Consider the following 26176-nt stretch of genomic DNA (forward strand, 5'->3'; position numbering starts at 1 on the left):
CCCGCATAAATCCCTACATTCACCAGAAATTACCTCCTAGTAGCCCCAACTCCTTAAAACTGTTTTGAGTGGGGTTAAGAAGGCATTAGTAATGGTCCTTAATTTATTTTCAACAATGCTTTTTGTTGGACTGACCAAACTCCACAATTCTATTCTCACCTCGACGTCCTCGTTCCAGTCTAAACCTCATTAGATATACAAACGATTGCGTCGGACTTTGTTTTTTGTGTTGAGGTTGAGCACTCGAAGCAACGTAAAAATCAAAAATAACTCATTAGCTCAGAATGGCTTTTCCAGCTAATCGTTCCGTATTGAACTATCGTTCTCGGTCATATTGCGCATATTCACTAAATGCTTGCGCCTTTCTTGTTCTCATCATCTTTGCCTATCCTTGTCATTCTACCTTTCTAAATTGAAAAAGCTGCCCTAAGACAGCTTACCTTCACTTCATTTATTTCAGACCCGATGTTGCAATGCCTTCTACAATGTATTTTTGAAAGAACATAAATATTAAAAAAACGGGAACGATTGATAACGTTGACATTGCGAACAAGGAACCAAGACCTGATTCGCCTTCGGCATCTACGAACATACGTAAAGCTAATGTTACCGTGAAATTTTTGACAGTGCTTAGATATAAGAGTTGACTAAAGAAATCGTTCCATGTCCAAATAAATGTAAAGATAGTAGTCGTTACGAGAGCCGGTACTGTTAGTGGTAGAATAATACGCCAAAAGGTTTGAAAAGGACCACATCCGTCAATCGACGCCGCTTTATCTAGCTCACGAGGTAAGGAACGGATAAATTGAACCATCATAAAGATGAAGAAGGCATCGGTAGCAAAAAATTTAGGAACTACAATTGGCAGAATACTGTTCACCCATTGCAGATTATTGAACAGAATATATTGAGGAATAATCAAGACATGCTGAGGAATCATTAAAGTAAGCAGCATACATGCAAATAGTATACCTTTGAATTTAAAATCTAATCGCGCAAATGCATACGCCGTTAAAGAGCAAGAGATTACGTTAGCAACAATAGATAAACCAACCATGACAAAGGAATTCAGATAAAATGTTGTAAATGTGGTGCGTGCCGTACCAGCCCATCCTTTGATATAGTGGGCTAATGTTACCTCTTTCGGCCATAAACTCAGATTCGTAAACATAAGATTTGACGGCTTAAAGGAACTGCTGATCATCCATAAGACAGGATACATCATAATGATAGCTCCAAAAATAATAACTAGATGGTATATCATTTTTCTGTAATTTGCAGTTAACGCCATGGATACACCTCTAATCGTTGTAATGAACCCATTTCTTTGAAGTAAAGAATAAAAGACCCGTTGAACATGCGATGATAATTAATAAAATCCATGCCATGGCGGATGCATATCCCATTTGAAAGTTCCCGAAAGCATTCTGATATAGATACAATGTATAGAATAAGGTCGAGTTAACCGGACCGCCCGATCCGTTGCTAATAATATAAGCAGGCGTGAAAGCCTGGAAGCTGCTTATGATTTGCATAATCCCATTAAACAAAATAATCGGTGACAGCATAGGCAAAGTTACAGAGAGAAATTGTCTTCCTTTTCCTGCCCCATCTATCGAGGAAGCTTCATAAAGTTCTTTCGGAATATTTTTAAGGCCCGCAAGAAAAATAACCATGGGTGAACCGAACTGCCATACCTTTAAGAATATAAGTGCAAACAATGCATAGGTGGGCGTACCTACCCAACTCGGAAAATGGACATGGAAGATAGCAAAAAATTGATTAACAATCCCCTCGGCTCCAAAAACCTGCTGCCATAAAACGGCAATCGCGACACTGCCCCCGATAAGCGAAGGAACATAATAGATGGCTCTATACAGACCCAAACCTTTTAGTCCATGATTTAACATAATAGCTATCATCAGAGCAAACATTAGTTCCAGCGGTACAGCAACAAATACATAAGTGAATGTTATCTTCAGCGCTTGAATAAATTGGGGATCATTCGAAAACAAATTGGTGTAGTTCTTTAAGCCAACCCAAGAGGGTGTGCTGGTAAAATTATAGTTCGTAAACGATAAATATAAAGAGCTAGCCATCGGAATCGCACTAAAAACGAATATCCCGATAAACCATGGAGCAAGGAATCCGTACGCAGCTAGCGAAGGGTATTTTTTCATAACAGTCTTCTGCATGTGACTAACCCAACTCCTCTTGTATAAATCGGGAACTAGACCGTTTGTCCAAGTTCCCGAATGGATAAAATTGTTTACCTCGTCAATATTTGGTTAGCTTGTGCAAAAAAATCGTTTACTGCTTGTTCAATACTAGTTTTACCGAAAGCTATGGCTTCATTTTCAGCTAGGATGAGTTTTTGTACCGATGCGCTTCCTGCAGGTTGAGCTGGATACGGTTTTATGACGGATTGCATATCATCCGAATATTTGTATTCCTTTTTCTCGGCATCCCCAATTAACGGCTTAATCACTTCTCTCATTGATTTAGCTGGCGGTTGCCCGTGTTCGCCTTTGAATATTTTGGCCGCTTCAGGATCGTTCACTAACCAGTTAATGAGCTTTGCTGCTTCCTTCGGATGCTTGGAATTAGCGGAAATGCCTACACCCGATATGATCATCGGCACTTCTTTCTTCGCATTTGTTGTCCAAGGGTAACTTACAATGTTCAATTCATCTTTCGTGCTTGCCTGATACGTTCTAAGCTGATTGGAGCTCGTACTGATCATCGCGACTTTCCCTTTAGCTAGCATCGACTGCTCTTGACTTTTTCCACCCTGTTCTTTCTGAATGCCTGCCGGCGGTATGACCTTGGCTTTGCGGAGTTTGTCCCAAATCGTATACCAATCTATCAAATCTTGTTTAGTGATGCCCAAGCCTTTATCTGTAAATACCGTTTTCCCTTTTTGAATAGCGAAATTTTCTAGTACTCTGTAGGAGCCGCCCTCATCTTCTGTTGCCCACGCGCTGTCACCAAGCGTCTTTTGAAGGTCTGTTAACGATTTCTCATAATCATCCCAAGTCCAGTTGTTCTTCGGAAGCTCAATCCCCGCTTTCTTATATATATCAGCATTATAGATGATACCCGTCATAATATGGCCCCAAGCCACAAGATATTGCTTGTTATCTTTCTTTCCAGCATCCACATCAACTTTTTCATAATCCTTTAAATTAATGTCTCCCGATGCAATAAGGGGATCCAAATCCATATACATTTTTCTTCCTATAAAATCATCTAAGTAAAAGCTGCTGGCTTGAAATACATCCGGAGCACTACTACCAGCTGCTTGAGCCGTGACTTTCTCAACAAACTGGGCCTCAGTTCCGAATTCACGAGCCACTGTAATCGTTGGATTTTTCTGCTCGAAGGCATCCAACAATTTATTGAACATATCATGACGGGCTTGTCCACCCCACCAAGCCATTCGTAATTCTACCTTTTCCTGCTTTTGACCCTTTTCTTTTTCCTGACTTTGGTTGGTACCTTGGCTACACGCCGTTAAAGCAATCATCGAAGATATTAATAAAATAGTTCCTTTTTTCAGCATTTTTGTAACCTCCCAAAAAATCGTTAATTTACAAACAATAGCGTTAACATTTATAACACAATCAACAAGAAGCAACAACTAAAAGTTCGTAAACATAACATTTGAATGTATAAACTGGGTTCATGTCAAGTTTTCCTTACTCAGACCTGACATCATCAGGTAAAAAAAATATCCTTCTTGGAGCCCCGAAAGAACCTTATATACAATCAGGGCTCACTACAAAGCAACATATAGATCGGATTTTAGCAAAACAACGATGTCATGTTCTATAGTTTTGGGATTTGTCCATACCAGTTCATTGCACTTTCCAAAATAAACCAGTATGAATCATCGGCATAGTGTACAATGGTTGTTCCCAAGCTTCGTTTTACAAAACGTCCTTCTGGAGAATGACAACCACAAGCGTGAACAACAGCCTCTGGCAATCCCACTGTCAAAGCAATATAGGCGCCATATGCTGGATGTCTCAATGCAGGACTTCCACTTTCTCTTGGATCTTCTCTCCACCGTTTGATGTTCTCAGGATTGAATTCATAGGGCTTACCCACGTCGTGACATAGAGCAGCAGCCAACAACATATCATCGTCTACGCCCAAAGGCTCATTGAATACTTTTTCCAAACATTCTTTCATAGCAACAGCCATGTAAGCCACACCTAGAATATGATGCAGTTGATTTCCCTTCACAGGCGCATCCGGCATCCCCGAACCCGGCATTTCTTCAATCCGATTATACCCATTCAATGCGAGCGACAGAGCCCAGGCATCAATAACCTTTTGGCGAAGCTCAATATCTTTAATATCATTAACCACAGGTAAGGATTGTACGACACCGTCTTTGATCTCCTGCGGGATATTTACATTTACCTTTAACAAATCTTCCATTCAAATCTCTCCTTTTATTGGTTTTGCTAATAATTAACGGATGTATTTACGCAGGTTGGAAGAGATTCTCTTGCGAGTCCAGCCAACAGATTATCTGCAGTCAGCATGGCCATCCGATTTCGAGTCTCATACGTAGCGCTTCCAATGTGCGGTGTAATTAAAATATTTGACAATGTTAGCAAAGGATGATCTCCAGGCAGCGGTTCCGGATCGGTTACGTCCAATGCGGCGTACGCAATTTTTTTCTCATTTAATGCGTTGTAAAGCGCTTCGGTCTGAACAACTGACCCTCTAGAAGCATTTATAAAATAAGCGGTAGGTTTCATCCGATTAAACTGTTCCTTGCCGAACATGCCTTTGCTATGATCGGATAAAGGAACCAGACTAACAATGAAATCCGCTTGCTCTAACAAAGATTCAAAAGCAACATACTCAGCTCCAAGCTCCAGTTCATCTTGCCTGCGTGTGCGATTGTGATAAATAATACGCATTCCACTGGTCTGCGCTCTCTTCGCAACCTCACTTCCAATGTCCCCCATTCCGATGATACCCATTGTTTTCCCGTATAGGTCTGTTCCTAACACTTCTCTCCATTGACCCGTTTTAACCAAGTTCCAGCCTTCGTGAATACGGCGCGCTGCCGATAACACCAATCCAAAAGTAAGGTCCGCCGTCGCTTGTACCAAAACACCTGGCGTGTTGCTGAACGGAATTCCCTTTTGCGTGCAGGCATGAACATTAACGTTATCATACCCCACCCCTGATTGAGCAATCACACGGAGTTTCGGAGCAAAGGATAACAATTCTTCATTTATCTTAATCGTGTTATCTACGTTGAACAGCCCTTCGGCGTCAGCTAACCATTCCTTCAACTGCTCCAGGGGAATGGAGCCGGAACCTTCCCACCGTTTCACATCGCAGTGTTCGCGTATTTTGTCGTAAGGTTCAGTCCATGTTTTACCAGTTAAAACTACTTTATATTTACTCATCCCTAGGTAGACCCCTTTTACAGTAGAATGCTTTCAAAGGCTAAGCGGTATTAACCTTTCCTTCACATAGATGCTGTTTTTCATCATACAACCGTCGGGATCAGCTACAGCTTCGGCGGATTCTTCTTCTACCATAATCCAGCCCTCGTAACCCGAATTTTTCAACATACGGACTATAGCAGGAAAATCTATAACGCCTTTCCCCATTGCCTTCCATTCATGAGCCAAGGATGCATCTTTAAAATGTACATGTTTAATGAAAGAGCGATAAGTATTGAAAACATTCAGCACATCCATCCCGCCTGCGGCAATATGCCCCGCATCCGGTGTGTAACCAATTACATTGGTGTCCAACCCCTCAAATAGTACTTTGTAATCCTCTTCAGTCCGGAACACAGATCCAGGGGGAGAGTTCGGGTGGAATGCACAAGTAATTCCATTCTCTTGCGCTCTTCTAGCAAGCGTGTTGACACAACGAAGAATATTTTGCTGGCGAAGCTCTAATTGTTCCCTATCCTTTCCTGGAAGCGGAACCACATTTAACAAGGCATTGGGGAAATGTTGAAGGTATTCAAGGAAGTAATCCGCTTGCCTGCGCTCATCCTCCGTTTCCTCAGAGTGAAGCCATTGTAGAGAGAGTGTCAGGGCAGTCAATTCGAGGTTTCTTTTTGCAAGCTCTTCTTTAAGAAGCAGGGGATGCTCATGGAACCTTCCCAACATCACGACTTGTGTATCCAACCCTTTGAATCCACCCTGTTCAATGACATCAAGAATATGCGGAAGATTATCCATTTGTTTCTCATAGCTCATTTGCCACGTGTATCCATGACATCCAAATCTCATACTTATTAGCTCCTTCCTTCTCAGAATACCGCAAATAATTATCGAATGATAACAAAGTGTTAATAATTCAATAATATACAACCATCAATATCTTGTCAATCACTCATTTCACATCTCTTTTTGTTTTTTACAACGGGCAAACTTAAGTAATATTCAGAGATTCAGATTAACTTTTAGTGATTTTATCCATTATCGTTATTAAATTGACATTATTACAATAAATCGATAATAATTAAAGCATAACTATCATCATTGTAGTGATGAAACAATAAAACAATAAATTTAATGGGGTGTTTGTTACTATGTCATTAGAAAGACACCAGAAACTGCTTCAAATCCTCGAGGAAAAAAAATCCATTGATATCCATTTTTTAAGAAACGCCCTGAAAGTCTCCGAACCCACAATAAGAAATGACCTGCGTTTTCTGGAATCGGAAGGCAAGCTGCAAAGAACACACGGCGGCGCTACGTTGCAAATAAAAACGAATGAAGTTTCGTATAGTCAGAGAGCGGTTATTAATCAGACTGAGAAAGCGCGCATTGGCAAAGCTGCAGTTCAGTGGATTGCTCCTGGCGAAACGGTTTTCCTTGATGCAGGATCAACGATTATGGCGCTGGCCTCCCAGCTTCCGTCGGGATTTGATTTTAACGCCGTGACGACAGCGCTTCATATTGCATTGGAGGCCGGCAAGCAGACCAACGTATCTGTACATTTGATCGGCGGCATGCTGCAGCCTTCGCTACAGGAAGTCGTCGGTCCCAAAGCTATCCAAGGAATTAAGGAAATTCACGCCCATAAGGTGTTTCTCAGCATTAGTGGTTTGGACCTAACGAAGGGGATTACGGAGAACCACGTCTTCTCTGCGGAAGTTAAAAAAGCGATGATTGAAGCCTCAGATCAAGTCATTGTCCTTGCAGATTCCAACAAGATGGACAAAGTATTCTTCGCAGATGTTCTCCATTTAAATGACGTCGATGTGTTAATAACCGACAATGGCATCTCGGAAGAATATCATCAAGCCCTTCTTTCCCGCGGCATACATGTCGTTATTGCTTAAGTAAAACAATAAAATAATCTTTCATTGACAATATCATTTTTTATCGTTTAGTATTATTTCGATAATACATTTATCGATTAAATAAAAACGATAAGGAAGTGTACCTCTATGACTTCTTCTGTATCTGCTCAATTAAAAAAGGAATTAAACCTGTACGGCAGCAAAATTGTCGACAAAAACCTCGCTGTAGGTCCAGGTGGTAATATTAGTGTAAGAGACGGCGAAATCATGTGGATTTCCCCAAGTGGCTTTGCTTTAGATGAAATTACAGACGACCAATGGGTTCCCGTTCATATTCCAACCGGTGAACCTCAGCACCCTACCCTTAAAGCTTCTTCTGAGATTGCGATGCATTTATACATTTACCGTGAACGTTCGGAAGTTTATGCCGTTGTCCACACACACCCTCCTGCCACTATTGCAGTCATTAGTTCTGGACATGACGAAATTCCATTTATGTTTCCGGATCATGTTGCTCTGGTCGGATCTGTTCCAAGCATCGAATATGTCATTCCATGTTCAGAAGAACTGGCGCAAGCCGTTGTACAAGCTATAGTCCCGGATTATCCTGGCTTACTCCTAAAAAACCACGGACTGATTACGGTTGGCGCCAATCTCAAGCAAGCTTACTATCGCACTGAGCTTATGGAGGATTCAGCTAAAGTCTACTGGATGGCCAAATCCATCGGTACGCCACGAACGTTAACTCGAGAGGAAGCAGATGCTATTCTTAACCTGGAAGCTGAGAAGTACCGGCAAAAGCTGCTTGACAACAGTTTAAACGGGGTGAAATAAAAGATGACCCTCTCCTCCTTCATCGGTATAGATATTGGAACTCAAGGTCTTCGTGTAATGGCATTGGATCAAGCAGGCCATGTGCTCTGCTCAGAAAAAAAAAACTTTCAATTGACGGATAACAGGGACGAACAGAATCCAGAGATGTGGTGGTCTATCCTCATCGATGCTCTGAAGGAATTTACAAAGCATTTTGTGAAGGTTGCTCCTTTATCGTCTATTAAAGCTATTTCTGTTACTTCTACTTCAGGTACCGTCATTCCAGTAAACCGAAATTATGAACCGCTGCATGCCGCGTTGATGTACAGTGACAAGCGTTCAATCAATGAATCCGCTATATGCTCAACCATATCCGCAATTCCTATTAATCCTTCATATGGTCTACCCAAAATGCTCTGGTTTAAAAATCACTATCCAGAGCAGGCTGAGCATCTTCATCTTTGGTGCCATGCGGCCGACTTTATTATAGGAAAATTATGCGGAGTTTGGGGGATCACTGACTATACGAATGCTCTTAAGAGCGGGTATAACTTGGAGCGTGAAGAGTGGCCTGAATATATAAGCACATCTTTAGAAATCCCTTCCTATCAGCTTCCTAGAGTCGTTCCTCCCGGAACTGTAATTGGTCAGATTTCAAAAGAAACCAGCACTCTTACTGGACTTCCTAACTCTATTAAAGTTGTCTTGGGGATGACCGATGGCTGCGCCTCTCAAGTCGCTTCAGGCTGCACCAAGCCCGGGGATTGGAACACCACGATCGGTACGACTCTGGTCATAAAGGGTATAACCTACCAACCCGTTCATGATCCGCTTGGACGTATTTATAATCATAAACATCCTCAAGGTTATTGGATGCCTGGCGGAGCAAGTAATACGGGGGCGGATTGGATAACGCGTGATTACAATGATTATGATCTGCAGCTGTTAAATCAACAAGCTGAATCCTTTCTTCCTACCCCCTGGCTAAGTTATCCGTTGACACAAGCCGGTGAACGTTTCCCTTTTCTAAGTGCTGTTGCTCGAGGTTTTGATACTGAAGGATTAACAATCGAACAACGCTTCGCCGCTCGATTGGAGGGAGTTGCTTACATTGAGCGCTTATCCTATGAATGTGTTGAATCTCTCTCTTCCGAAAAGGTGCATGGTATTTATACAGCTGGCGGCGGAAGCTTAAGCGATGTATGGTTAAACATTCGCAGCAATATTTTACAGAAACCAATTTATAAAATGAAACATGTCGAGGGCGCCGTCGGTGCAGCAATGATCGCTGCATCCCAAACGCAATATCAAACCTTGGGTGAAGCCGTTTCGAATATGGCGCAGGTCGATAAATATATCGAACCTGGAAATTGGCAGGAAACCTATAACGAAAACTATTATCGCTTCAAATCACTCTTGCAGGAAAAAGGGTATATCCCTAAGCTCGAAAGCTGAGGGACTCCGAAAGGTCGTGAATCTATAATGACTCGCTTTTATGTATTAAGGCATGGGGAAACAGAATGGAACCAACAAGGAAATAAATACTGCGGTATGACAGATATATTCTTAAACGAAACAGGACTAGAACAAGCAAAGCTCGCTGCTGCCGCATTCGCTAAGGAAGGTATAACTGCCATCTATTGTTCACCCTTACGAAGATCGCAGCAAACTGCCGAAATTATAGGGCACTCATTGAACCTGGAACCCATCATCGATGAGCGTATACGCGAAATTGATTTCGGCCAATGGGAAGGGAAAACGAGACATGAGCTTGAATCCGAATTTCCAGGTGGATGGAACGCTTGGTTATCCGACCCTCATTCAGTTCGGGCTGGTAATACGGGAGAGACAGGCTATGAGGTAGCCTCCAGATATTTATCTTTTGTTCAAGAACAATACGTGAACCGTCCCCATGATAAGATATTGGTCGTTGGCCATAATACCTCCAATCGGCTTTTCTTAGCCGCTTCATTAGGCCTTGCCTTCAGCAAATATCGGAGTTTTGTGCAGCATAATGCAGCTATCTCTTTGTTGGAAGCGAGCCCGAATGAACTTGTATGGGTTTATATCAATCAGACAGCACATTTGAATACATGATTTATAACGGGAAAGTAGTGATACGATGAGTGTATTGGCTTTCGATTTAGGAGCAAGCAGCGGAAGAGCTATAGTCGGTCGGTTACTCGATAATCAATTGTCCATTGAAGAAATTCACAGGTTTGCCAACACCCCCGTTCAAATCGGACAACATCTGCATTGGAATATTTTAAGTTTATTCCAAGATATAAAGCTAGGCCTTCTAAAATCCAATCAGTTAAAACAAGAGCTGCTGAGCATGGCTATTGATTCTTGGGCACTTGACTTTGGTTTGATCGCTCGTAATGGTGAATTATTAGGAAATCCTTTTCATTACCGCGATGAACAAACACATGGCATGATGGACGAAGTGTTTAGTCTCCTCAGTCGTGAAGAAATCTTTAACCTGACAGGAATTCAGTTTATGCCTGTGAATACCCTTTATCACCTTTATGCAATGAAAAGAAATCAGTCACCTATACTTGAACAGGCGGATCAATTATTAATGATTCCCGATCTGTTGCGATATTTTCTAACAGGAGAGAAGCATACGGAATACACGAATGCCACAACCACCCAGCTTTTTAATGCACGTTTACAATCATGGGACTACACGCTGCTTGAGAAATTAGGAATCCCGTCGCATCTGTTTGCACCTATTATTAAACCGGCGTCATTCGCAGGCCATTTACTACCTTCAGTTTGTAACGAATTTGCCATTCCTTCTATTCCCGTCATGGCTGTAGGCGAACACGATACAGCATCCGCTGTTGTGGCTGTTCCAACAGATCAACAGGAGTTTGCTTATATTAGCTGTGGAACCTGGTCACTGATGGGAACGGAAATAAGTGAACCTTTGATAAACAAAGCTGTACTGGATTATAATTTCACCAATGAAGGCGGAATTAACGGGACTATTCGTCTGCTCAAAAATATAATGGGGCTTTGGATATTACAGGAGTGCAGACGGGTTTGGGGACACAATAACATGGACATATCTTTTTCGGATATGGTGGACGCAGCGGTCCATGTGCAGCCATTTCAATCCTTCATCGATCCCGATGACCCTATGTTTCTTCTTCCAAGCAATATGCCCTTCCAGATTCAAGAATACTGCCGTAAGACCAATCAAGCGGTTCCGTATAGCGTAGGCGAGATTGTTCGTTGTATATTGGAAAGTCTAGCTTTTAAATACAAGATGACCTTAGATATGATGGAGGAACTTACCGGTATCATGTACACAGGCCTCCATATTGTAGGTGGGGGAACTCAAAATGCACTACTTTGCCAATTTACTGCCAATGCTATTGCTCGCCCCGTTTGGGCAGGTCCTAAAGAAGCTAGCGCCATCGGGAATATTGCTGTGCAATATATGGGGCTGAATCAAATTGGCAGTCTGCGAGAAGCGCGCAAATTAATCAAAGATTCATTTCATATATCAACATATGAGCCTGAATCAATTGAATCTAGCACAGACGCATACGCTAATTTCTTAAAGGTAACAAATATTCTTAAACTAAGATCCTAGCCACGAGTTACTAATTGCTATAAAATTGCTTTTAATTTTCCGCATCCCAATATATTGTTCATCTAATGGCTTCTTAACACTTATTTATTGAAGAATTAGGATAATTTTCCGAATTAAAACGGTAGCGCCAGGCTTTATTGAAGCGGAGGCAGCACAAAGGCTGATTAACCGGATGCCAAGATGACAGGTTACCGCAAAAGTGCATTAAACCAACTGATGGGCTCCCTGGGAGGAATTCCAATCGGTCGTCCAGGACTACTAGATGAAGTCGCTTAGCTCGTTGCTTTTCTGCTATCCGATAGCACTGCTTCAAATACAGGTAGTGAATATACGATTGACAGTGGAACAGTTCCAACGGTTTAAGTAAAGCCCTTAAACGGTGTTTCTGTTGTATTCATCTAACCATCGCATTAATTTTCAAAGCCTTCTCATTGTATTTGAAAATGTGAGATGCCGCTTAGAAAGTACGATACCGCGAAAATTTGTCGCTTGTGCTACATGAGTTTCCTTTGCTATGTCTATACCCACAACAAGGCGAGAAGTGGTAATTCGTTCAATACGTTGATTTTGTCCGTCTGTTTGTTTAAACTTCATAGTGAGAGCGGCTCCTTGATGGTATTGGGTTACAAAGCCGTCGACAAACCCATCATACCGAGGCGCTCCTTTTTGACAAAGGCTATTTCTTAGCCCTAACAGCGTAATGCCTCACCTACCGCTGCCGGCAGCCTGTTTGTCATGTTGATATTGTTTCCCGTTATCCCTTTGACTCGGATACTAAAAAAACCTTCAAAGGGACTTCTGTCGGCGTTCTAATCTTGTCTTCATTTCCTTAATAAGTTTTTCTTGCCCTGGAACGGGACTATCCATCATTTGCTCTAATCCTTGTTTAAGAAGCGTCTCATAGGCAACGTCGGATGCTTCTTCCTGTGTAACTTCGATATCCGGAATAACACCTTTTCCTTCCCAAGTGTCCTTTGTTATTGGATTAATGGCATGTGCGTTCGGATAAACACTTCGAAATGGTTATTTATTCGATGTATCCAACCTGGGTTACCACCACCACCTGTATTTTCACCTACAACCAAAACTCTTTTAAGTGCTTGAAGGCTATAAGCAAACTCTTCAGCCCCTGAAAACGTCTTTTTGCTAGTTAAGATACATACCGGTTTCTTTCCACCAAATCGCTTTCCAGAAACATACGGCAGATTCCAGAAAGATTGTGTTATTCCGTAATATCTCCAGTAGTATTCACTAATTGCAATTGCATGGGTGCTCTCCAATAAATAACTTGCAAGGAGAGCGACCATAAGGATGACCCACCATACTTTTTCCGAAGGTCGATAATCAAGCTGGTTGTATTTGCTATAAAATTCATCGCGCTGACAGCTGTTTCACCAGCAAATTCCGGCGGAACGAACGTATGCAACTCAAGATACCCAATATTTCCAGGAAGTCGCTGCACTTTAGCAAAACCATAGTTATTAAGCATAAACTGCGTTTTTAAACTCTCTGATGGTACCCTTTCCGAAAAGAATATTTATATCATATACCATATTTTACCTTAACACCTTCGATTTAAACTATTATCCCCTTTCGTTCAGCGCCCACGGAAACTGATGCGGTTTTTACTCGCATTTTCTATGCTTCAGTAAAAATTCATCTATTTAATACAATAAAAACTCCCAAGTCTCCAACGAAGAGAACTTGGGAGTTTGTTTACTTAGCGTCCAAAAGAGGCCACAGCCGGTCGCGGATCGCTTTCATGATAGATGGCGCGCCGGCGGTGTCACTGTGTACGCAGATCGTCCCGATATCTGCGTAGTCCGGGTCCTCTAGCAGCGCGGCCACGCGAGAGGCGATGTCCACAGTCGAACCGATCTCTTGGAGTGTCCACCCGAACATCTTCACCTTGCCGGCCGAGTACGGTCGATCGGCGAAGTATTCATGAACGACCCGAATGCCGAGGCGTGCCGCGCTCGTCGAAGTATAGCACCCTGGCAGGGTAAAGACGCTGAGCGAAGGGTCAAAGGCGTAGACGGCTTCAGTGAAGGCGTCGGAGAGCGCCGGATCGTCGGATGTCATCATATAAAGGGCTCCGTGAAGCTTCACATGCGCCATGGTCATTCCTTCCGCGCGAAGGAATGCGTCGAGCGCACCAAGCTGATACAACGAAAGATCGTATACTTCATTCGGCGACATTTGTATATACCTACGGCCGAAGCCTCCTCGATCGGGCAGCCCGATATGGGCGCCTACTCGAACACCGTACTTTTTGGCCAGGGCCACCGTCTCGCGCATGACGCCAGGCTCCCCACCATGGAAGCCGCAGGCGATGTTGGCAGAAGTGATCAGCGGCATCATCTCTTGGTCGGCCCCGTACCGGTATACGCCGAAGCTTTCCCCCATATCACAATTTAGGTCCATTGCAGTCCTCACAACCCTGGTTCTCTCCTTGGAGATGCATGCTGCTCGTAATCGTAAGCAAACCGCAAGAGATCCGCTTCTGCGAACGGCTTACCGACTAATTCAAAGCCTACGGGGAGATGACCGGCGAAGCCTGAGGGAACCGACATGGCCGGAAGGCCAGATTGCGAAGCAATGACCGTATTGGTCGGGAACGTCAGACACGTCCACTTCTGAGCGTACAACTCCTCGCGCTTCGGTGGCAGCACTTGAACGGTCGGATAGAGCAGGAAGTCCACTTCATTGTCCAGCATCAGGTGAACGATCGCGCGCCGGAATTCCTCTTGGCGCACCCGCATGCGGTAATATTTTTCGTTACTCTCCGGGTCCTCCGGTCCGGCTTCGATGTCGTGGAACAAGTCGTTCATCGGGTGGAACGCATTGGCGTCGTAGATTTCCTTGAAGCTCTTGAGCGGAGCGTTCAGCCGCTTCTGCAAGAAGGCGTTGATGTCCTTCTTCGACTGCAAAATGTACAGCGACGTTTCGGTAATCCATTGACCAACATCAGGGATCTCGAGCCCTTCCACGACCTCGACGCCTTGCTCCTTCAACCAGTCAACAGTCGATCGAATCCGGTTGTTCACAGGAACGCAGTCCGGATCGCTGTCTGGACCAAATGCATTCGAGAGGACGCCAATGCGGTACTCCTTCATGCTGGCGCCTTCGAGCGTGGCCTCGTACCGCCCAGCATGCGTGGTATGAGCCGTCGCAGCCGTAAAAACGTCGTTCCGGTCAAAGCCGACGAGGACGTCCATTAGCTTCGCTGCGTCTTGAACCGTACGCGTAATCGGACCGGCCGTGTCTTGGTAATGCACAAGCGGAGAAAACCCGTTCCGGCTGATCAAACCGGTCGTGACGCGAAGGCCGAACAAGTTATTGAAGGAAGACGGTAACCGAATCGAGCCTCCCGTATCTTCACCGACGCCGATCAAGCCAAAATTAGCGGCGATGCCGGCGCTCGTGCCCGCGCTCGAACCGCCGGATTCACGGTCCAGATCGTACGGGTTTTTCGTGTGATCCGTCACGGACGAGAAGGAGAACCAACCCGCCGCGAAGTCACACATACTCGTCTTCGCAAGGATCACCGCCCCGGCTTGGCGAAGTCGCTTGATGAGCGAAGCGTCTTGTTCCGGCACGTAATCTGCGAACGCTATGGAACCGAACGTTGTGCGGATGCCAGCTGTCTCGGCTTGGTCTTTCACAAGCACAGGCACCCCATGCAACGGGCCCTTGAACTCGCCCGTTTCGGCGAAATAAGTATCCAGCGCCTTCGCCTCCTCCATCGCGGAGGGATTGACAGTCACAATCGCTTGGATGCTAGGGCCTTGATTATTGTAAGACTCAATTCTATCTAGATACCATCCTACCATATCTGCCCCGGTGACGGTCTTTGCCTTCAAGGCTTCGTGAAACGACTCCACGGTAGCTTCCATATACGTAAAAGTACTCATATGATCAACTCCTTTTTCTGTCTGTGCATATATGCTACAATGGCAGCAATGAATCTCCTTTGCTTCGTCGGAGAGACGCGTTGGCAGACGCTCCTCTCGCTGCCGATTCCGTTACTGTTTCGCAGCTACCGTTTTGGGAGCAACGACGGACGATTTCTTGGAAATCAGCCAATAAGTAATGGCGGAAACAATCATCCCGCAAATCGCAGTGGATACGCTAGGAAACTGAAAGTTGGCGAAGAGAGCGGCAGCTGAACCGATGCCCCAAGCAAGGAAAGGCTGGTACCGAATATTGGCGTCGATGGCAGTCGACGACTTGCGCGTTACCAACTGGTCCATAATGATAATCGTACCGATCGGCGGCACGATCACGCCTAGGAGATTCAGCCAGTTAATGAAGAAACCCCAAATGCCAAGCGCCGCAACCAGAATCCCGATAATGCCGAGTGCGATCGTCATCGTACGCATCTTGGTCCCGGTAATGTGCGACCAACCGACGGCTCCGTTATACAAGCAGTGTGAGCAGACCGAACCGAGATTCACGAAGAGAAACAGCACCGCAATCCAAGTTAGAACGCCGCCTTTCACAACGATAACACCGAATACATCGCCCGAGCCGCTTAGCGTCGCTGCGGCAATCACGCCTCCGACGATCATTGCGATCAAATTCGAAACGGGGAATGCGGCAAAGGTCGCGATTAAAGCGTGCTTGCGATTTTTCGCCCAGCGGGTAAAATCGGACGTCATCGTACCCGAGTCGGCGAACAAGGCGAAAACGAGCGTGACGCCAACCCAGAACGCCAACGGGGAATTAGGATTACCGGCATAGCTCATAACTGCATTGCCGTTCCCGACAGCCTCTACTGCAGAGTACAATCCTAGTATGAGAAACAGAGGTACTGATATGATTCCAATAATGGACAATGCCTTTATACCTATCAGTGTCAACAGCAAGTACAAAACGCCTGCTACCACTACGATGAGCACTTGATTCACGCCAAATGCGCTGCCAATGCTGACGCCGGTTAATCCCGTCTGCACCGCAAACCACCCTATGACGAGCGTAGACAAGAGCGCGGAAGAGACCATGTACCCTTTTCGTCCAAATGTCTTCGAAGCTTGAAGGGAGAAATTATACCCGTCCTTTGCCCCAAGGATGCTCAGAAGCCCGACATACGCAAATAACAGCCCATTACCAAGAACCATTGCAAGTATCCCGCGCATGAAGCCTAACCCATGAACGAGCGTGGCGCCGGTGACAGCACCGGTAATAATCATTGGAAATCCGACCCACACGGAGGTAACGGATAACAAGGACTTTCGTTTCTCCTCTGGAACGGCTGAATGCTCGTACTCGCTCTCAAAAAGCTCATTATCAACTGTAGCTTGACTCATTTGAATACACCTCCGTTAATTTTCTACGCATGTTCTTCTTCAAGCCTTAATCGCGCTACACCTCACGCCATGGCATTCACCTCTTTACTGAGTTTACTATTTATTGGATAGAGCTTTTGAAACCACGTCGCAAGTATATATCAGGTGGTCGGCGATCTTCTCGAGAAGTAGGGGGAGGTTATTCTGCCGAATCAAATCCAAAATCTCGCGGTGCTGAATTTGCGCTTCTTGAAAATCGTCCACCGACGACGAATAGATCGTCATGTAAGGTTCCACCTTATCCCACACATTCTTGATCAGCTCGAGCATATGGGAGGATTTTGAACATTCGTAAAATCGAAGGTGAAAGAGCTTATTCAACTTCCTCCATTCTGCCACGTCCATGTTCGGATTCGCCATCGTTTCCAAGATGTCTTCCAAAACCCCTATGTCATCGTTTGTTACCTGTTCGAGGGACCACTCCGCGGCGAGCATTTCCAGGTGCTGGCGAATGGTGAACATTTGCTTCACTTCCTCCACCGACAGCTCATTGACGGTTACACTGCGCCTTTCGAATGTAATGAAACCTTCCGCCTGCAGCATGCGCAGCGCTTCTCGCACCGGCATTGTGCTTACGCCAAACAACTCCGCTAGCGTGCGGATCGAAATCTTCTTCCCAGGCGGGATCACCCCAAGGGTAATGCGCTCTCTCAAGCGGTCATACACTTCGTTATTCACTGATAGCACTTTAATTATGTCACTCATTCTTTCCCCTCCGCGATATGTGATATGTGATCACACTTGAAATCTAATTTATTAAGCGAATCAACAGCTCATTGACTTTGCCCTACGTATCGGATAAAGTGTAATTATATTTAGTACCTAGTACTAATATCAGATACCAATAAGGAGTGAATCATTGATGTCAATTTCTCCCCCATTGCAAGCTCGAATCACAGCAATCGGCAGCTACGTGCCCGATCGTATATTAAGCAACGCGGATCTCCAAGGTATGGTCGACACGAATGATGAATGGATCGTTCAACGCACAGGAATTCGGGAACGTAGAATTGCAGCAACAAATGAATTCACAAGCCATTTATGTATAGCAGCTGTACAAAATATGCTCACTAGATATCCGACATCACTGAGCGATGTTGATTTAATCATTGTCGCTACCCATACACCGGATCTGCCTTCCACCCCTGTCGCTTGCCAAATTCAAGCTCATTTCGGCATCCCTGAAACTGGTGCCTACGACCTCAATGCCACCTGCTCTGGGTTCGCTTATGCCCTGCATACAGCAAGCGGCCTTGTTGCTGCTGGGGTACACCGCAAGGTTCTCGTCGTCGGTGGCGATTCTTTATCCAAAATTACAGACTACACGGACCGTTCCACCTGCATTCTTTTCGGTGATGGCGCCGGAGCCGTGATGGTTGAAAGAGAGGAAGAAAATCCTGCTTTTCTTGCTCACCATCTTGGATCGGACGGTACAGGCGGCAAGAACGTATACCGAACCGGACTTGCCTCTGAATTGAACGGAACGCCATTAACGGGTGAAGGCAAGCTTGTCCAAAACGGTCGCGAGGTGTACAAATACGCCGTAACGACTGTCCCGCAAGGAATCGAGAAGCTGCTCACAAAAGGTCGTTTACCTCATACCGCAATCGATTGGTTCATTCCTCATAGCGCTAACCTTCGGATTATTGAATCCATCTGTGAAAAGAGCGGTATTCCATTCGAAAAAGCGCTGTACAGCCTTGAATACTATGGCAATACATCTGCAGCTTCCATTCCTCTCGCTCTGGATTTGGGCATACAAGAGGGTAAGGTCAAAGCGGGTGATACGCTGCTGCTTTTTGGCTTTGGCGGCGGATTGACGCATGCGGGAATCGTTGTGAAGTGGGGTTAGCCAATTTCAAAGAAATTGGCTGCCTCCCGATAAGCGGCGTTTCTCAACCTTGGTTGCTTTCTATAGTTTTCATAAAATCCAATACTTGTTGTCTCAAATCTTCCCTTTGAATAGATAAAGTAAGTATGGCTTTGACATACCCCAGATGGTTCCCTACATCATGCCAGATCCCGTTGATCTCACAAGCGTGTATAGCTTCCTGTTCAATGAGTTTGGCAAGCGCATCAGTAAGTTGAATCTCTTGACCGACACCCGGCTCCTGATGCTCCAAAATATCAAATATGACGGGTGTCAAAATATATCGACCGATCATGGCTAAATTCGTTGGAGCCTCCGCGGGCTTCGGCTTTTCTACAAGTCCGGTGATCCTATAAAATTGATCGAACAGCTGTTGTGCATCGATAATCCCATAGTTCGATACATCAATTGGATTCACCGTTTGCACACCAATAATCGACGTTTTGTATCGATCATAATAATCGATCATCTGCTTCAAGCATGGCGTTTCCGCTTGCACAAATGTATCACCCAAAAGAACTGCAAAAGGTTCATTGTTAATAAATTTTCTTGCGCTCCAGATTGCATGCCCCAAACCTTTCGCTTCTTTTTGACGAATGTAATGGATGTCGATAAGGCGTGCGGGCTCCTGCACCTTTTCCAACATTTTGAGCTTCCCCTTTTGCAGCAAATGAGACTCCAGTTCATAGTCGCTGTCAAAGTGATCTTCGAGAGCTCGTTTGCCTTTTCCCGTAACAATAATAATATCCTCAATACCCGAAGCTACAGCTTCCTCAACAATAAATTGAATCGTTGGCTTATCAATTATAGGAAGCAATTCCTTTGGCATCGCTTTGGTAGCTGGTAAAAAGCGCGTGCCAAGACCAGCTGCCGGGATAATTGCTTTACGAATTTTCATAGGTCCAACCTCCTTTCTTTGGGCGCTTGTCCATTAACTTTGCGTGCCAGTCTCTTTCAAACATAGTGCCCTACTATATAGTATGCAACTTGTTATTTAAAAACTGTACGTATAACCACGACAGCCAAAATCAACCTTTACCTTAACAAAAAAACACTCACCGAAATGCAAAATGCAGTTTCTTTGAGTGTTCAATATTGGTTTAATAATAATTTATCTCGTCTGCTCGAAAGCAACAAAGCCGAATCCTTTCCCATCAAAGGCTTACCTACCTATTTCAAGCTGCGAAGTTTGCAAGGAAATCTCGCTAGCCAACCATGGTGGAGATGGCGTTGTGCTCTTTTTTTTAAGCGGTTTGAGTCTGGTTATTTTCTGTACAAGTACGCGCTGATAAGAACTGATCAGTTGTAAATTTTGCGCCATTTCCTCTGTAATCTGCTGAGAAGCAACCACTTGATCTGCTACAGACTCGATAATTCTGCACAGGGCTCGTTGACTTCTCGCTAATGAGGTAAGCATATGGAGTTCCAGCGCTTCTCGATCGTGCCTGTTATACATTTCCCGTACCGCCGCCGCCAAATCCCATTAAATCATTTAAACCCTCGGCTCCTCCTGTTTCATAGTTCGAGCCAGTTTGTCCAAGTAGTATTTTCATATTATGACCAAGTGCGGTTTCCATTTTTGTTATACCATCTATAACCTTAAGCACTTGCTCATCAATTTCATAAATTTGCTTTAATCGATTTCCATCATTTTCTATGCTTGATTCAGTAAAGTGGTTGCATATCCAATTGCTAGACTTTTGGGACTCGTCTGCTTTCTCTTCCAGTATTTCAGCAATATACAGCTGAATCAAGGTAGAGGCATTCAGTATACTCAGAAAAGCATTTTCCCTACTCAAGTTGCTCCCCTCCCCCTGTCTCCCGTTCTATTCATCCTCAGTTGGACCTCTCAATTCCTTCAGAACGCATCCCAAATTGGCTGTAATCGCTTCTTCCAGGTTAGACAAGCTGTACAAGTAAGCAGACACGCTCTTCGAAACAAGCATTGAATTTTCAATACATTCCAATAAATTACTAAAGTCCGTGTCGTCGTTGGGAATGTCATTAACTAACCCGGACATGTGTCCGACTACATGTTTCTGGGATTTCATAATCCGTGCCAGTTCCTGATTAGATTTGGACATATATTCAATATTTTTTGTGATCTCTTTTTCCAAGACGTTCCCTCCTAAATCCCTCCATACATTCAACTTCAGTATATGCGTACCTCGGAACATGGTGACTGATGAATCCGGGTGTATGACTCTTTTCCATGAAGCCAACCATCTAAATTTGCATGTACCCATTCAATGACCCATACCATCCTCCTGACTATTTCATATAACTATTACAGAAGAAAAATAAGGAGGATTCTTGCAAAATGGAGCACTTGGGTATCTGCTCAAAAATAATCATGAGAGGTGAAAGAAATGGGGAAGAAAGTTCTTGTAACAGGAGGGGCCGGCTTTATAGGAAGCCATTTGACCGATTCTCTTCTCGATGACGGACATCAAGTCCTCGTTGTTGATAATTTTGACAGCTATTACAATCGAACAATAAAAGAGAAAAACATTAATCAACACTTAAAATCTTCTGCATTTACACTAGTAGAGGCAGACATCCGCGATAGCGATACAATGGATCGGCTTTTCAAAGAATGGATGCCTGAAGTGGTAGTGCATCTTGCAGCAAAAGCAGGTGTCCGTCCATCCCTTGCATCCCCTCAAATTTACGCCGATGTGAATGTAATGGGAACGGTAAATCTGCTTGATGCTTCTGTTAAATATGGCGTATCCAAGTTTATTTTCGGCTCCTCAAGTTCCGTTTATGGTTTAAATGAAAAGGTTCCTTTTGCAGAAAACGATGCAATACTTCAAATCGCCTCTCCCTATGGTGCTACTAAAGCTGCAGGCGAAGCCCTATGCCGCAGCTACAGCCATTGTTATCGATTACCTATCGTATCTTTACGATTTTTTACGGTTTACGGACCTAGACAAAGACCCGACTTAGCTATTCATTCATTCGCTAATAAAATCGCCCAAAATGAACCCATTCCACTATTTGGCGATGGAACAACGAGTAGAGACTATACGTTTATTAGCGACATTGTTTCAGGCATTCGTAAATCGATGGAGCTTCCAAACCAAGGATATGAAGTGATTAATTTAGGGAATGATCAACCTACTAACTTGTTAACATTAGTATCCTTGTTAGAGAACGAAATGAATATGAAGGCAATCATAGAGTGGCAGCCTATGCAAATTGGCGATGTCCCCTATACATGGGCGAACTGTGAGAAGGCTCATCGCTTACTAGGCTACACACCTTCTACCGATCTGAAGACCGGTATTAAACATTTTGTTAACTGGCTGGCTTATTCATAGCTTGCCCCCTCATTCGCCTCTCTTCTCAATCATGTGTTAAACACACAATCAATCGAATCCGTTTTTTCATATCATGTTCATATGAAGGGAGGTGTTTTTCATGGAAAAAGCAATAATAACTCAAAATCGTCCTGTTTTAACCTTATGGAGCGATGCAAACTTCAGTGGTAGGGTTTTACGTTTTCGTGGAAATTTAGGTGTTCGTAGTTTGTTGGTTTTCAACTTTAATGATGTCTTGTCCAGTTTCACATTTACTGGCAATAGCCGGAGCACCCTGGTATTGTTCGAAGATATTAATTACCAAGGGAGACGACGCGTATTTAGAGGACCGAACAGTGTCAGCTTTTTAAGCGACTTCAACGACACTGTCTCCTCCTTCGTCATATCTCGCGATCGGTTATCCCGCGATGACATCGATGACATCCAAGATGACGGTGAAGCTCCTAACAGATTTGGCGAGGTTCTTCCTAACGGTATAACTAGAGCCAAGAAAATCGTACGGAAGACGCCGGCTTTGAAGAAGCCAGCATTGAAGAAGTAAGCTATGTATTGAGCTTTCTTGATGCAATAAAGAAGGACACCTGGATATAGCCATATTTGGCTTGTTACAGTGTGTCTTTCTTTTTCAACGGCATTGACTCCTACAGAAATCAACAGGCGTCCGTCAAAGGACGCAAATGTAATTGATGCTCCGCTTACATTTTCTTTTTTAACCTGCCTACTTTAAGCCGACCTCCCACCCATACGAATTTTGGTTTATATTGATCGCCCCACCGTTTTAATGCATTTTTGTACAAATATTTTGTAACTTTGGCATATTTTTTGCGGTTCTCGATTCTCGAATTATTTTTGTTATGACTTAGACGGTTATACAGTGACTTATTTACCCATTTAAATCTGTAGCGTCCCGCCAACTTAAGTAAAATTTGCCGATCTTCTGCAAAACGGCCTTTTTGCGGCACTCTTGTCGACCAACCTCCGACCCTGCGCAATGCTTCCGTCCTGTAAAAACGCGGGTAGACCATTGGATGAAACGTGATGAAATCATATTTACCACGAATTTGCCGTTTCTTTTTGGTTTTTCGATATTTAATTCTACCTTTCCTCTTTGCCTTCCATACATTGTCATTTCCATAAACAACAGCTACTCTTCTACTCGATTTTTCCATTTTTTTCAAACAAGTTTCAAGCGTATCCTTTGCATACCAATCATCTGCGTCCAGCTGTGAAAAATATTTGGTGCGCACTAGCTTAAGCGCATACGCCAACGTAGAGGAGACGCCTCGGTTCTTCCTACGTGCCACATAACGGATTTTAGGGTTATTTAAATAGCGTTTAACTACCGCTCTCGTCTTATCCGTGGATCCATCATCGACAATTAAGAGCTTCCATCGTTTGAAGGTCTGCCGTAATACACTTCCAATTCCTCTCCTTATATATTTAGCGCGATTATAAGTTGGAATAACTACAGTAACCAAAGGAGATCTGGCACCCGACTTCGCACGCTTGACTCGGACTTTGCTTACTCGTTTCGTTACAATCATGATCTACGCCCCTTTTTCATTAATCGCCGATATATACCCTCAAGCCTTGTTACCTGCTTTGCAGAATTAAACCTGAGCCTTACCTTTTGGTGCCCTTTCCTACCCATTTCCGCTCGCAATGCTGGATTTATTATCAAATACTTAATTTTTTTCGCCAATCTCGCCACGTCTTTTTCAGGTACCAGCAGTCCTTCTTTCCCATTGGCAACTAACTCGGGAATACCCCCATGACGTGTGGATACAACAGACAGTCCTGTTGCCATCGCTTCCTTGAGCGAATTCGGAATCCCTTCATGGTTACCGTCACGGGTGGTTATGCTAGGTAGACAAAATACATCCGCCCGGTTCAACAATCCTGCCAATTTCCTATGAGCCACAAGCCCTTTCAGCTTGACATATTTTTTAATTTTTAATGCTGCTATGAGATGTTTTAATGCTCTACGCTCTTTTCCCTGTCCTACGATCATTAACCGAGTTGATGGGTATCGATCATGTACTTTTTTGAAAGCTCGTAATAAATATTGGAATCCTTTCTTTTTATGCAAGCGCCCTACAGCAATGATTCTTATATGTTTTGTTTTAGGTTTTCTTCGCGTATATTTAAATTTGTTCAGATCAATTCCGCTGTACATAATTTTGATTTTATGTGAGGGACATCCCCACCTGACCAATTGATGTTTCATTTGGCGGGACGGAACTGTGAAATTATCGCCAACTCTGAAAAGCACTGAAAGCTTTCGATGATAAGACTTTCTCCTGTTTCTCCTGGCTGGTAAGTCAAATCCATGGAACGAAGTGATCATCGGAATGCGAAGTCTTTTCTTCACCTTCATCAGACGGACTCCTGCTTTTCCAAAACGCGCGTGAATAAGTCTGATTCTCTTTCTCCTGAATAATCGGACAATTTTCCTCGAACTGCTAGGCAATTTTTTCACTCTTGAATAAGGAAACCGTTTCAGATTGAATCTTTTTCGGGCAAACACAATCGGCTTGACACTCTTTATGTTTTTTAACTCTTCATAAATAAATGTTTCTGATGATGGAAGGTAACGAAAGCGGACAAAAGCAATTTTATTCAAGTGATTTCCTCCCAACTCTAGATTTTTTTACCCACTTTCAAACTATGCGAAAGCCATATGAAAAGCGTGGGCAAAGATGTTCTTTTCTTAAATAACGTGATCAATGGACATGAAAAAAAAGAAGACTCCTAACGAATACGGGAGCCGCCTTTTAACATTAGGAATAAGGTTTAATTTACTCGGAGCTGCCGAACTCTTCTGACGTATCACTTTTCTTTTCACTAAGCTGCTTATTAAGATAGGACGCATAATAAATAGGTGTTGCAAATGTTGCCCGCCACTTCTCCTTTTCACCGGCATCCCGAAAAGTAATCCGCAAATCACGGAAATTAGCTTCGATAAACCAAGGGTGCTGTTGCTCATCTAGTGCAATATCTAACCCTAAATCGGCAATATGGGGGAGTTCTTTATCAAGAGTTTTGGCAATACGTAATCCCATTTCAACAATTTTTCTTTCGATTTCTCTTTCATTCCATTCCCATTTTTGAAATAGTTTCGATGCTTTCACCGATTTACCTCCGCAGTGAAGGTTGGTAACAATGGACCCTCTTTTAGCCACTTTCCCGACCATTCCGGTGTACTGCCATCGGCCTTTCCCATCCTTTTGCATGGATACGCGAAAATCAACCAGTTTTCCTTTATATGTCATCAAGGAAATTCCCTGCTGCACTAAGTAATCTCTTTTCTTCTTCTTGATGTTTTCGACAATTTGATTGATGTCCACTTTTTTCCGTTCAGTTCGCCCAAGTACATTGGTTTCGGCGAAAGTATCATCATTTATTTTTCGAATGCGTATGATTCCATTGCCGACTGATGCTGTCCTTGGTTTGAGAAATAAGCTGCTATTTTGTTCCAGAAGATCTTTCACAGAATGATGAGTCACTGCATTTGTTGCTGGAAGGTAGGGAAGAATCTTAGGGTTTCGAGACAAAATGTTATGAATCTCCAGCTTGGAGATAACATTATGTTCGTTAAAAATAATCAACCCCATCTGTTTCAAACGCTGAATCGCGTTTCTGAAATAAACACGATTCAGCCTTGTTCGATTTATTATCACAGGGGGAAGTTGTCTTTTCGAAAGAACCGGATTTACCCCGTCCCAACACCGAACTTTCCCATTTTTCCAATCAATATCCGGCAGAGAAAAAAAAACAATTTCTTCCCCTGTTTTGCGTGCTGTCTCCAGATAAAAAGAGGGCTTTTCAAAGCTGCGTTTTCCGTTGATTAAACGGCTTAGCATCGGGCGGGGATACAATATTCCGATCATCCGCTTTCCTCCGTTCTAAATGATAAATAAT

General features: G+C 43.8%; 27 protein-coding genes and 1 pseudogene. 8 read left to right on the plus strand and 20 right to left on the minus strand.

From position 1 onward, the window contains the following. Positions 1–451 precede the first annotated feature (451 nt). From AC58UU_RS16195 to AC58UU_RS16220, 6 genes are all read right to left on the minus strand, one after another. Positions 452–1291 carry a carbohydrate ABC transporter permease gene (locus AC58UU_RS16195; protein ID WP_497317207.1) on the minus strand — a complete coding sequence of 280 codons (840 nt, stop codon included), beginning with the start codon at positions 1289–1291 and terminating at the stop codon, positions 452–454. A 10-nt stretch (positions 1292–1301) separates the two neighbouring features. After that, positions 1302–2195: a carbohydrate ABC transporter permease gene (locus AC58UU_RS16200; RefSeq protein ID WP_497317209.1), complete on the minus strand. Its 894-nt coding sequence runs from the start codon at positions 2193–2195 to the stop codon at positions 1302–1304. A gap of 74 nt (positions 2196–2269) precedes the next feature. Then, positions 2270–3562, minus strand: a complete 1293-nt coding sequence (locus AC58UU_RS16205; protein WP_497317211.1) for an ABC transporter substrate-binding protein — start codon at positions 3560–3562, stop codon at positions 2270–2272. Between the two features lie 266 nt (positions 3563–3828). Beyond that, complete coding sequence (locus tag AC58UU_RS16210; RefSeq protein WP_497317213.1) at positions 3829–4446, minus strand: HD domain-containing protein; 618 nt, start codon at positions 4444–4446, stop codon at positions 3829–3831. A 26-nt stretch (positions 4447–4472) separates the two neighbouring features. Further along, on the minus strand, positions 4473–5435 hold the full coding sequence (locus AC58UU_RS16215; RefSeq protein ID WP_497317215.1) for a 2-hydroxyacid dehydrogenase: 963 nt from the start codon (positions 5433–5435) through the stop codon (positions 4473–4475). 33 nt (positions 5436–5468) lie between these two features. Next, entirely contained in the window at positions 5469–6278 is an 810-nt protein-coding gene (locus AC58UU_RS16220; RefSeq protein ID WP_497317217.1) for a sugar phosphate isomerase/epimerase family protein, read from the minus strand. Positions 6279–6580: 302 nt separating this feature from the next. Here AC58UU_RS16220 and AC58UU_RS16225 point away from each other — a divergent pair, with 302 nt between their 5' ends. The 5 genes from AC58UU_RS16225 to AC58UU_RS16245 all read left to right on the plus strand — a co-directional run bounded on the left by AC58UU_RS16225 (position 6581) and on the right by AC58UU_RS16245 (position 11714). After that, a complete protein-coding gene (locus tag AC58UU_RS16225) occupies positions 6581–7336 on the plus strand; it encodes a DeoR/GlpR family DNA-binding transcription regulator (protein ID WP_497317218.1) in 756 nt (251 codons plus the stop codon). A gap of 108 nt (positions 7337–7444) precedes the next feature. Then, complete coding sequence (locus tag AC58UU_RS16230) at positions 7445–8131, plus strand: class II aldolase/adducin family protein (protein ID WP_497317220.1); 687 nt, start codon at positions 7445–7447, stop codon at positions 8129–8131. A 3-nt stretch (positions 8132–8134) separates the two neighbouring features. Further along, positions 8135–9565 (plus strand): FGGY-family carbohydrate kinase, encoded by a 1431-nt coding sequence (locus tag AC58UU_RS16235; RefSeq protein WP_497317222.1) that lies wholly within the window; start codon positions 8135–8137, stop codon positions 9563–9565. Between the two features lie 27 nt (positions 9566–9592). Then, positions 9593–10207, plus strand: a complete 615-nt coding sequence (locus AC58UU_RS16240) for a histidine phosphatase family protein (protein WP_497317224.1) — start codon at positions 9593–9595, stop codon at positions 10205–10207. A gap of 25 nt (positions 10208–10232) precedes the next feature. Then, entirely contained in the window at positions 10233–11714 is a 1482-nt protein-coding gene (locus tag AC58UU_RS16245) for a rhamnulokinase (protein WP_497317226.1), read from the plus strand. Between the two features lie 435 nt (positions 11715–12149). Here AC58UU_RS16245 and AC58UU_RS16250 read toward each other — a convergent pair. The 7 genes and pseudogenes from AC58UU_RS16250 to AC58UU_RS16280 all read right to left on the minus strand — a co-directional run. Further along, positions 12150–12308: pseudogene (locus AC58UU_RS16250) on the minus strand (IS110 family RNA-guided transposase); the annotation flags it as partial. Between the two features lie 383 nt (positions 12309–12691). After that, complete coding sequence (locus AC58UU_RS16255; RefSeq protein WP_497317228.1) at positions 12692–13021, minus strand: S41 family peptidase; 330 nt, start codon at positions 13019–13021, stop codon at positions 12692–12694. Further along, positions 12937–13203 (minus strand): hypothetical protein, encoded by a 267-nt coding sequence (locus tag AC58UU_RS16260; protein ID WP_497317370.1) that lies wholly within the window; start codon positions 13201–13203, stop codon positions 12937–12939. Before AC58UU_RS16260 ends, AC58UU_RS16255 begins: the two co-directional genes overlap by 85 nt. A gap of 227 nt (positions 13204–13430) precedes the next feature. Next, entirely contained in the window at positions 13431–14138 is a 708-nt protein-coding gene (locus AC58UU_RS16265; protein WP_497317362.1) for a 5-oxoprolinase subunit PxpA, read from the minus strand. A gap of 8 nt (positions 14139–14146) precedes the next feature. Continuing rightward, the gene (locus AC58UU_RS16270) at positions 14147–15628 is read right to left on the minus strand and encodes an amidase (protein ID WP_497317230.1); all 1482 of its coding nucleotides are present in this window, start codon (positions 15626–15628) and stop codon (positions 14147–14149) included. A gap of 111 nt (positions 15629–15739) precedes the next feature. After that, complete coding sequence (locus tag AC58UU_RS16275) at positions 15740–17023, minus strand: cytosine permease (protein WP_497317232.1); 1284 nt, start codon at positions 17021–17023, stop codon at positions 15740–15742. 96 nt (positions 17024–17119) lie between these two features. Beyond that, a complete protein-coding gene (locus AC58UU_RS16280; RefSeq protein WP_497317234.1) occupies positions 17120–17767 on the minus strand; it encodes a GntR family transcriptional regulator in 648 nt (215 codons plus the stop codon). Positions 17768–17924: 157 nt separating this feature from the next. On the opposite strand from AC58UU_RS16280, the gene AC58UU_RS16285 reads away from it, so the two are divergent. Then, positions 17925–18914: a ketoacyl-ACP synthase III gene (locus AC58UU_RS16285; protein ID WP_497317236.1), complete on the plus strand. Its 990-nt coding sequence runs from the start codon at positions 17925–17927 to the stop codon at positions 18912–18914. 43 nt (positions 18915–18957) lie between these two features. On the opposite strand, the gene galU is transcribed toward AC58UU_RS16285, so the two are convergent. The 4 genes from galU to AC58UU_RS16305 form a co-directional block, all read right to left on the minus strand. After that, on the minus strand, positions 18958–19830 hold the full coding sequence (gene galU / locus AC58UU_RS16290) for a UTP--glucose-1-phosphate uridylyltransferase GalU (RefSeq protein ID WP_497317238.1): 873 nt from the start codon (positions 19828–19830) through the stop codon (positions 18958–18960). A gap of 264 nt (positions 19831–20094) precedes the next feature. Then, complete coding sequence (locus AC58UU_RS16295) at positions 20095–20388, minus strand: hypothetical protein (RefSeq protein WP_497317240.1); 294 nt, start codon at positions 20386–20388, stop codon at positions 20095–20097. Continuing rightward, positions 20381–20731 (minus strand): alpha-helical endospore appendage domain-containing protein, encoded by a 351-nt coding sequence (locus AC58UU_RS16300; protein WP_497317242.1) that lies wholly within the window; start codon positions 20729–20731, stop codon positions 20381–20383. The genes AC58UU_RS16295 and AC58UU_RS16300 overlap by 8 nt, the downstream gene beginning before the upstream one ends. A 27-nt stretch (positions 20732–20758) precedes the next feature. Beyond that, positions 20759–21049 carry a nucleoside-diphosphate sugar epimerase gene (locus AC58UU_RS16305; RefSeq protein WP_497317244.1) on the minus strand — a complete coding sequence of 97 codons (291 nt, stop codon included), beginning with the start codon at positions 21047–21049 and terminating at the stop codon, positions 20759–20761. Between the two features lie 252 nt (positions 21050–21301). Here AC58UU_RS16305 and AC58UU_RS16310 point away from each other — a divergent pair, with 252 nt between their 5' ends. Continuing rightward, positions 21302–22255, plus strand: a complete 954-nt coding sequence (locus tag AC58UU_RS16310; RefSeq protein ID WP_497317245.1) for an SDR family NAD(P)-dependent oxidoreductase — start codon at positions 21302–21304, stop codon at positions 22253–22255. A 100-nt stretch (positions 22256–22355) separates the two neighbouring features. Beyond that, complete coding sequence (locus AC58UU_RS16315) at positions 22356–22796, plus strand: peptidase inhibitor family I36 protein (protein WP_497317247.1); 441 nt, start codon at positions 22356–22358, stop codon at positions 22794–22796. A gap of 154 nt (positions 22797–22950) precedes the next feature. On the opposite strand, the gene AC58UU_RS16320 is transcribed toward AC58UU_RS16315, so the two are convergent. The 3 genes from AC58UU_RS16320 to AC58UU_RS16330 all read right to left on the minus strand — a co-directional run bounded on the left by AC58UU_RS16320 (position 22951) and on the right by AC58UU_RS16330 (position 26145). After that, the gene (locus tag AC58UU_RS16320; protein ID WP_497317249.1) at positions 22951–23799 is read right to left on the minus strand and encodes a glycosyltransferase family 2 protein; all 849 of its coding nucleotides are present in this window, start codon (positions 23797–23799) and stop codon (positions 22951–22953) included. Beyond that, complete coding sequence (locus tag AC58UU_RS16325) at positions 23796–24878, minus strand: glycosyltransferase (RefSeq protein WP_497317251.1); 1083 nt, start codon at positions 24876–24878, stop codon at positions 23796–23798. The genes AC58UU_RS16320 and AC58UU_RS16325 overlap by 4 nt, the downstream gene beginning before the upstream one ends. A 175-nt stretch (positions 24879–25053) precedes the next feature. After that, on the minus strand, positions 25054–26145 hold the full coding sequence (locus tag AC58UU_RS16330) for a YheC/YheD family endospore coat-associated protein (RefSeq protein ID WP_497317252.1): 1092 nt from the start codon (positions 26143–26145) through the stop codon (positions 25054–25056). Between the last annotated feature and the right edge of the window lie 31 nt (positions 26146–26176).

This window comes from Paenibacillus sp. JT22N1, from assembly GCF_059692155.1.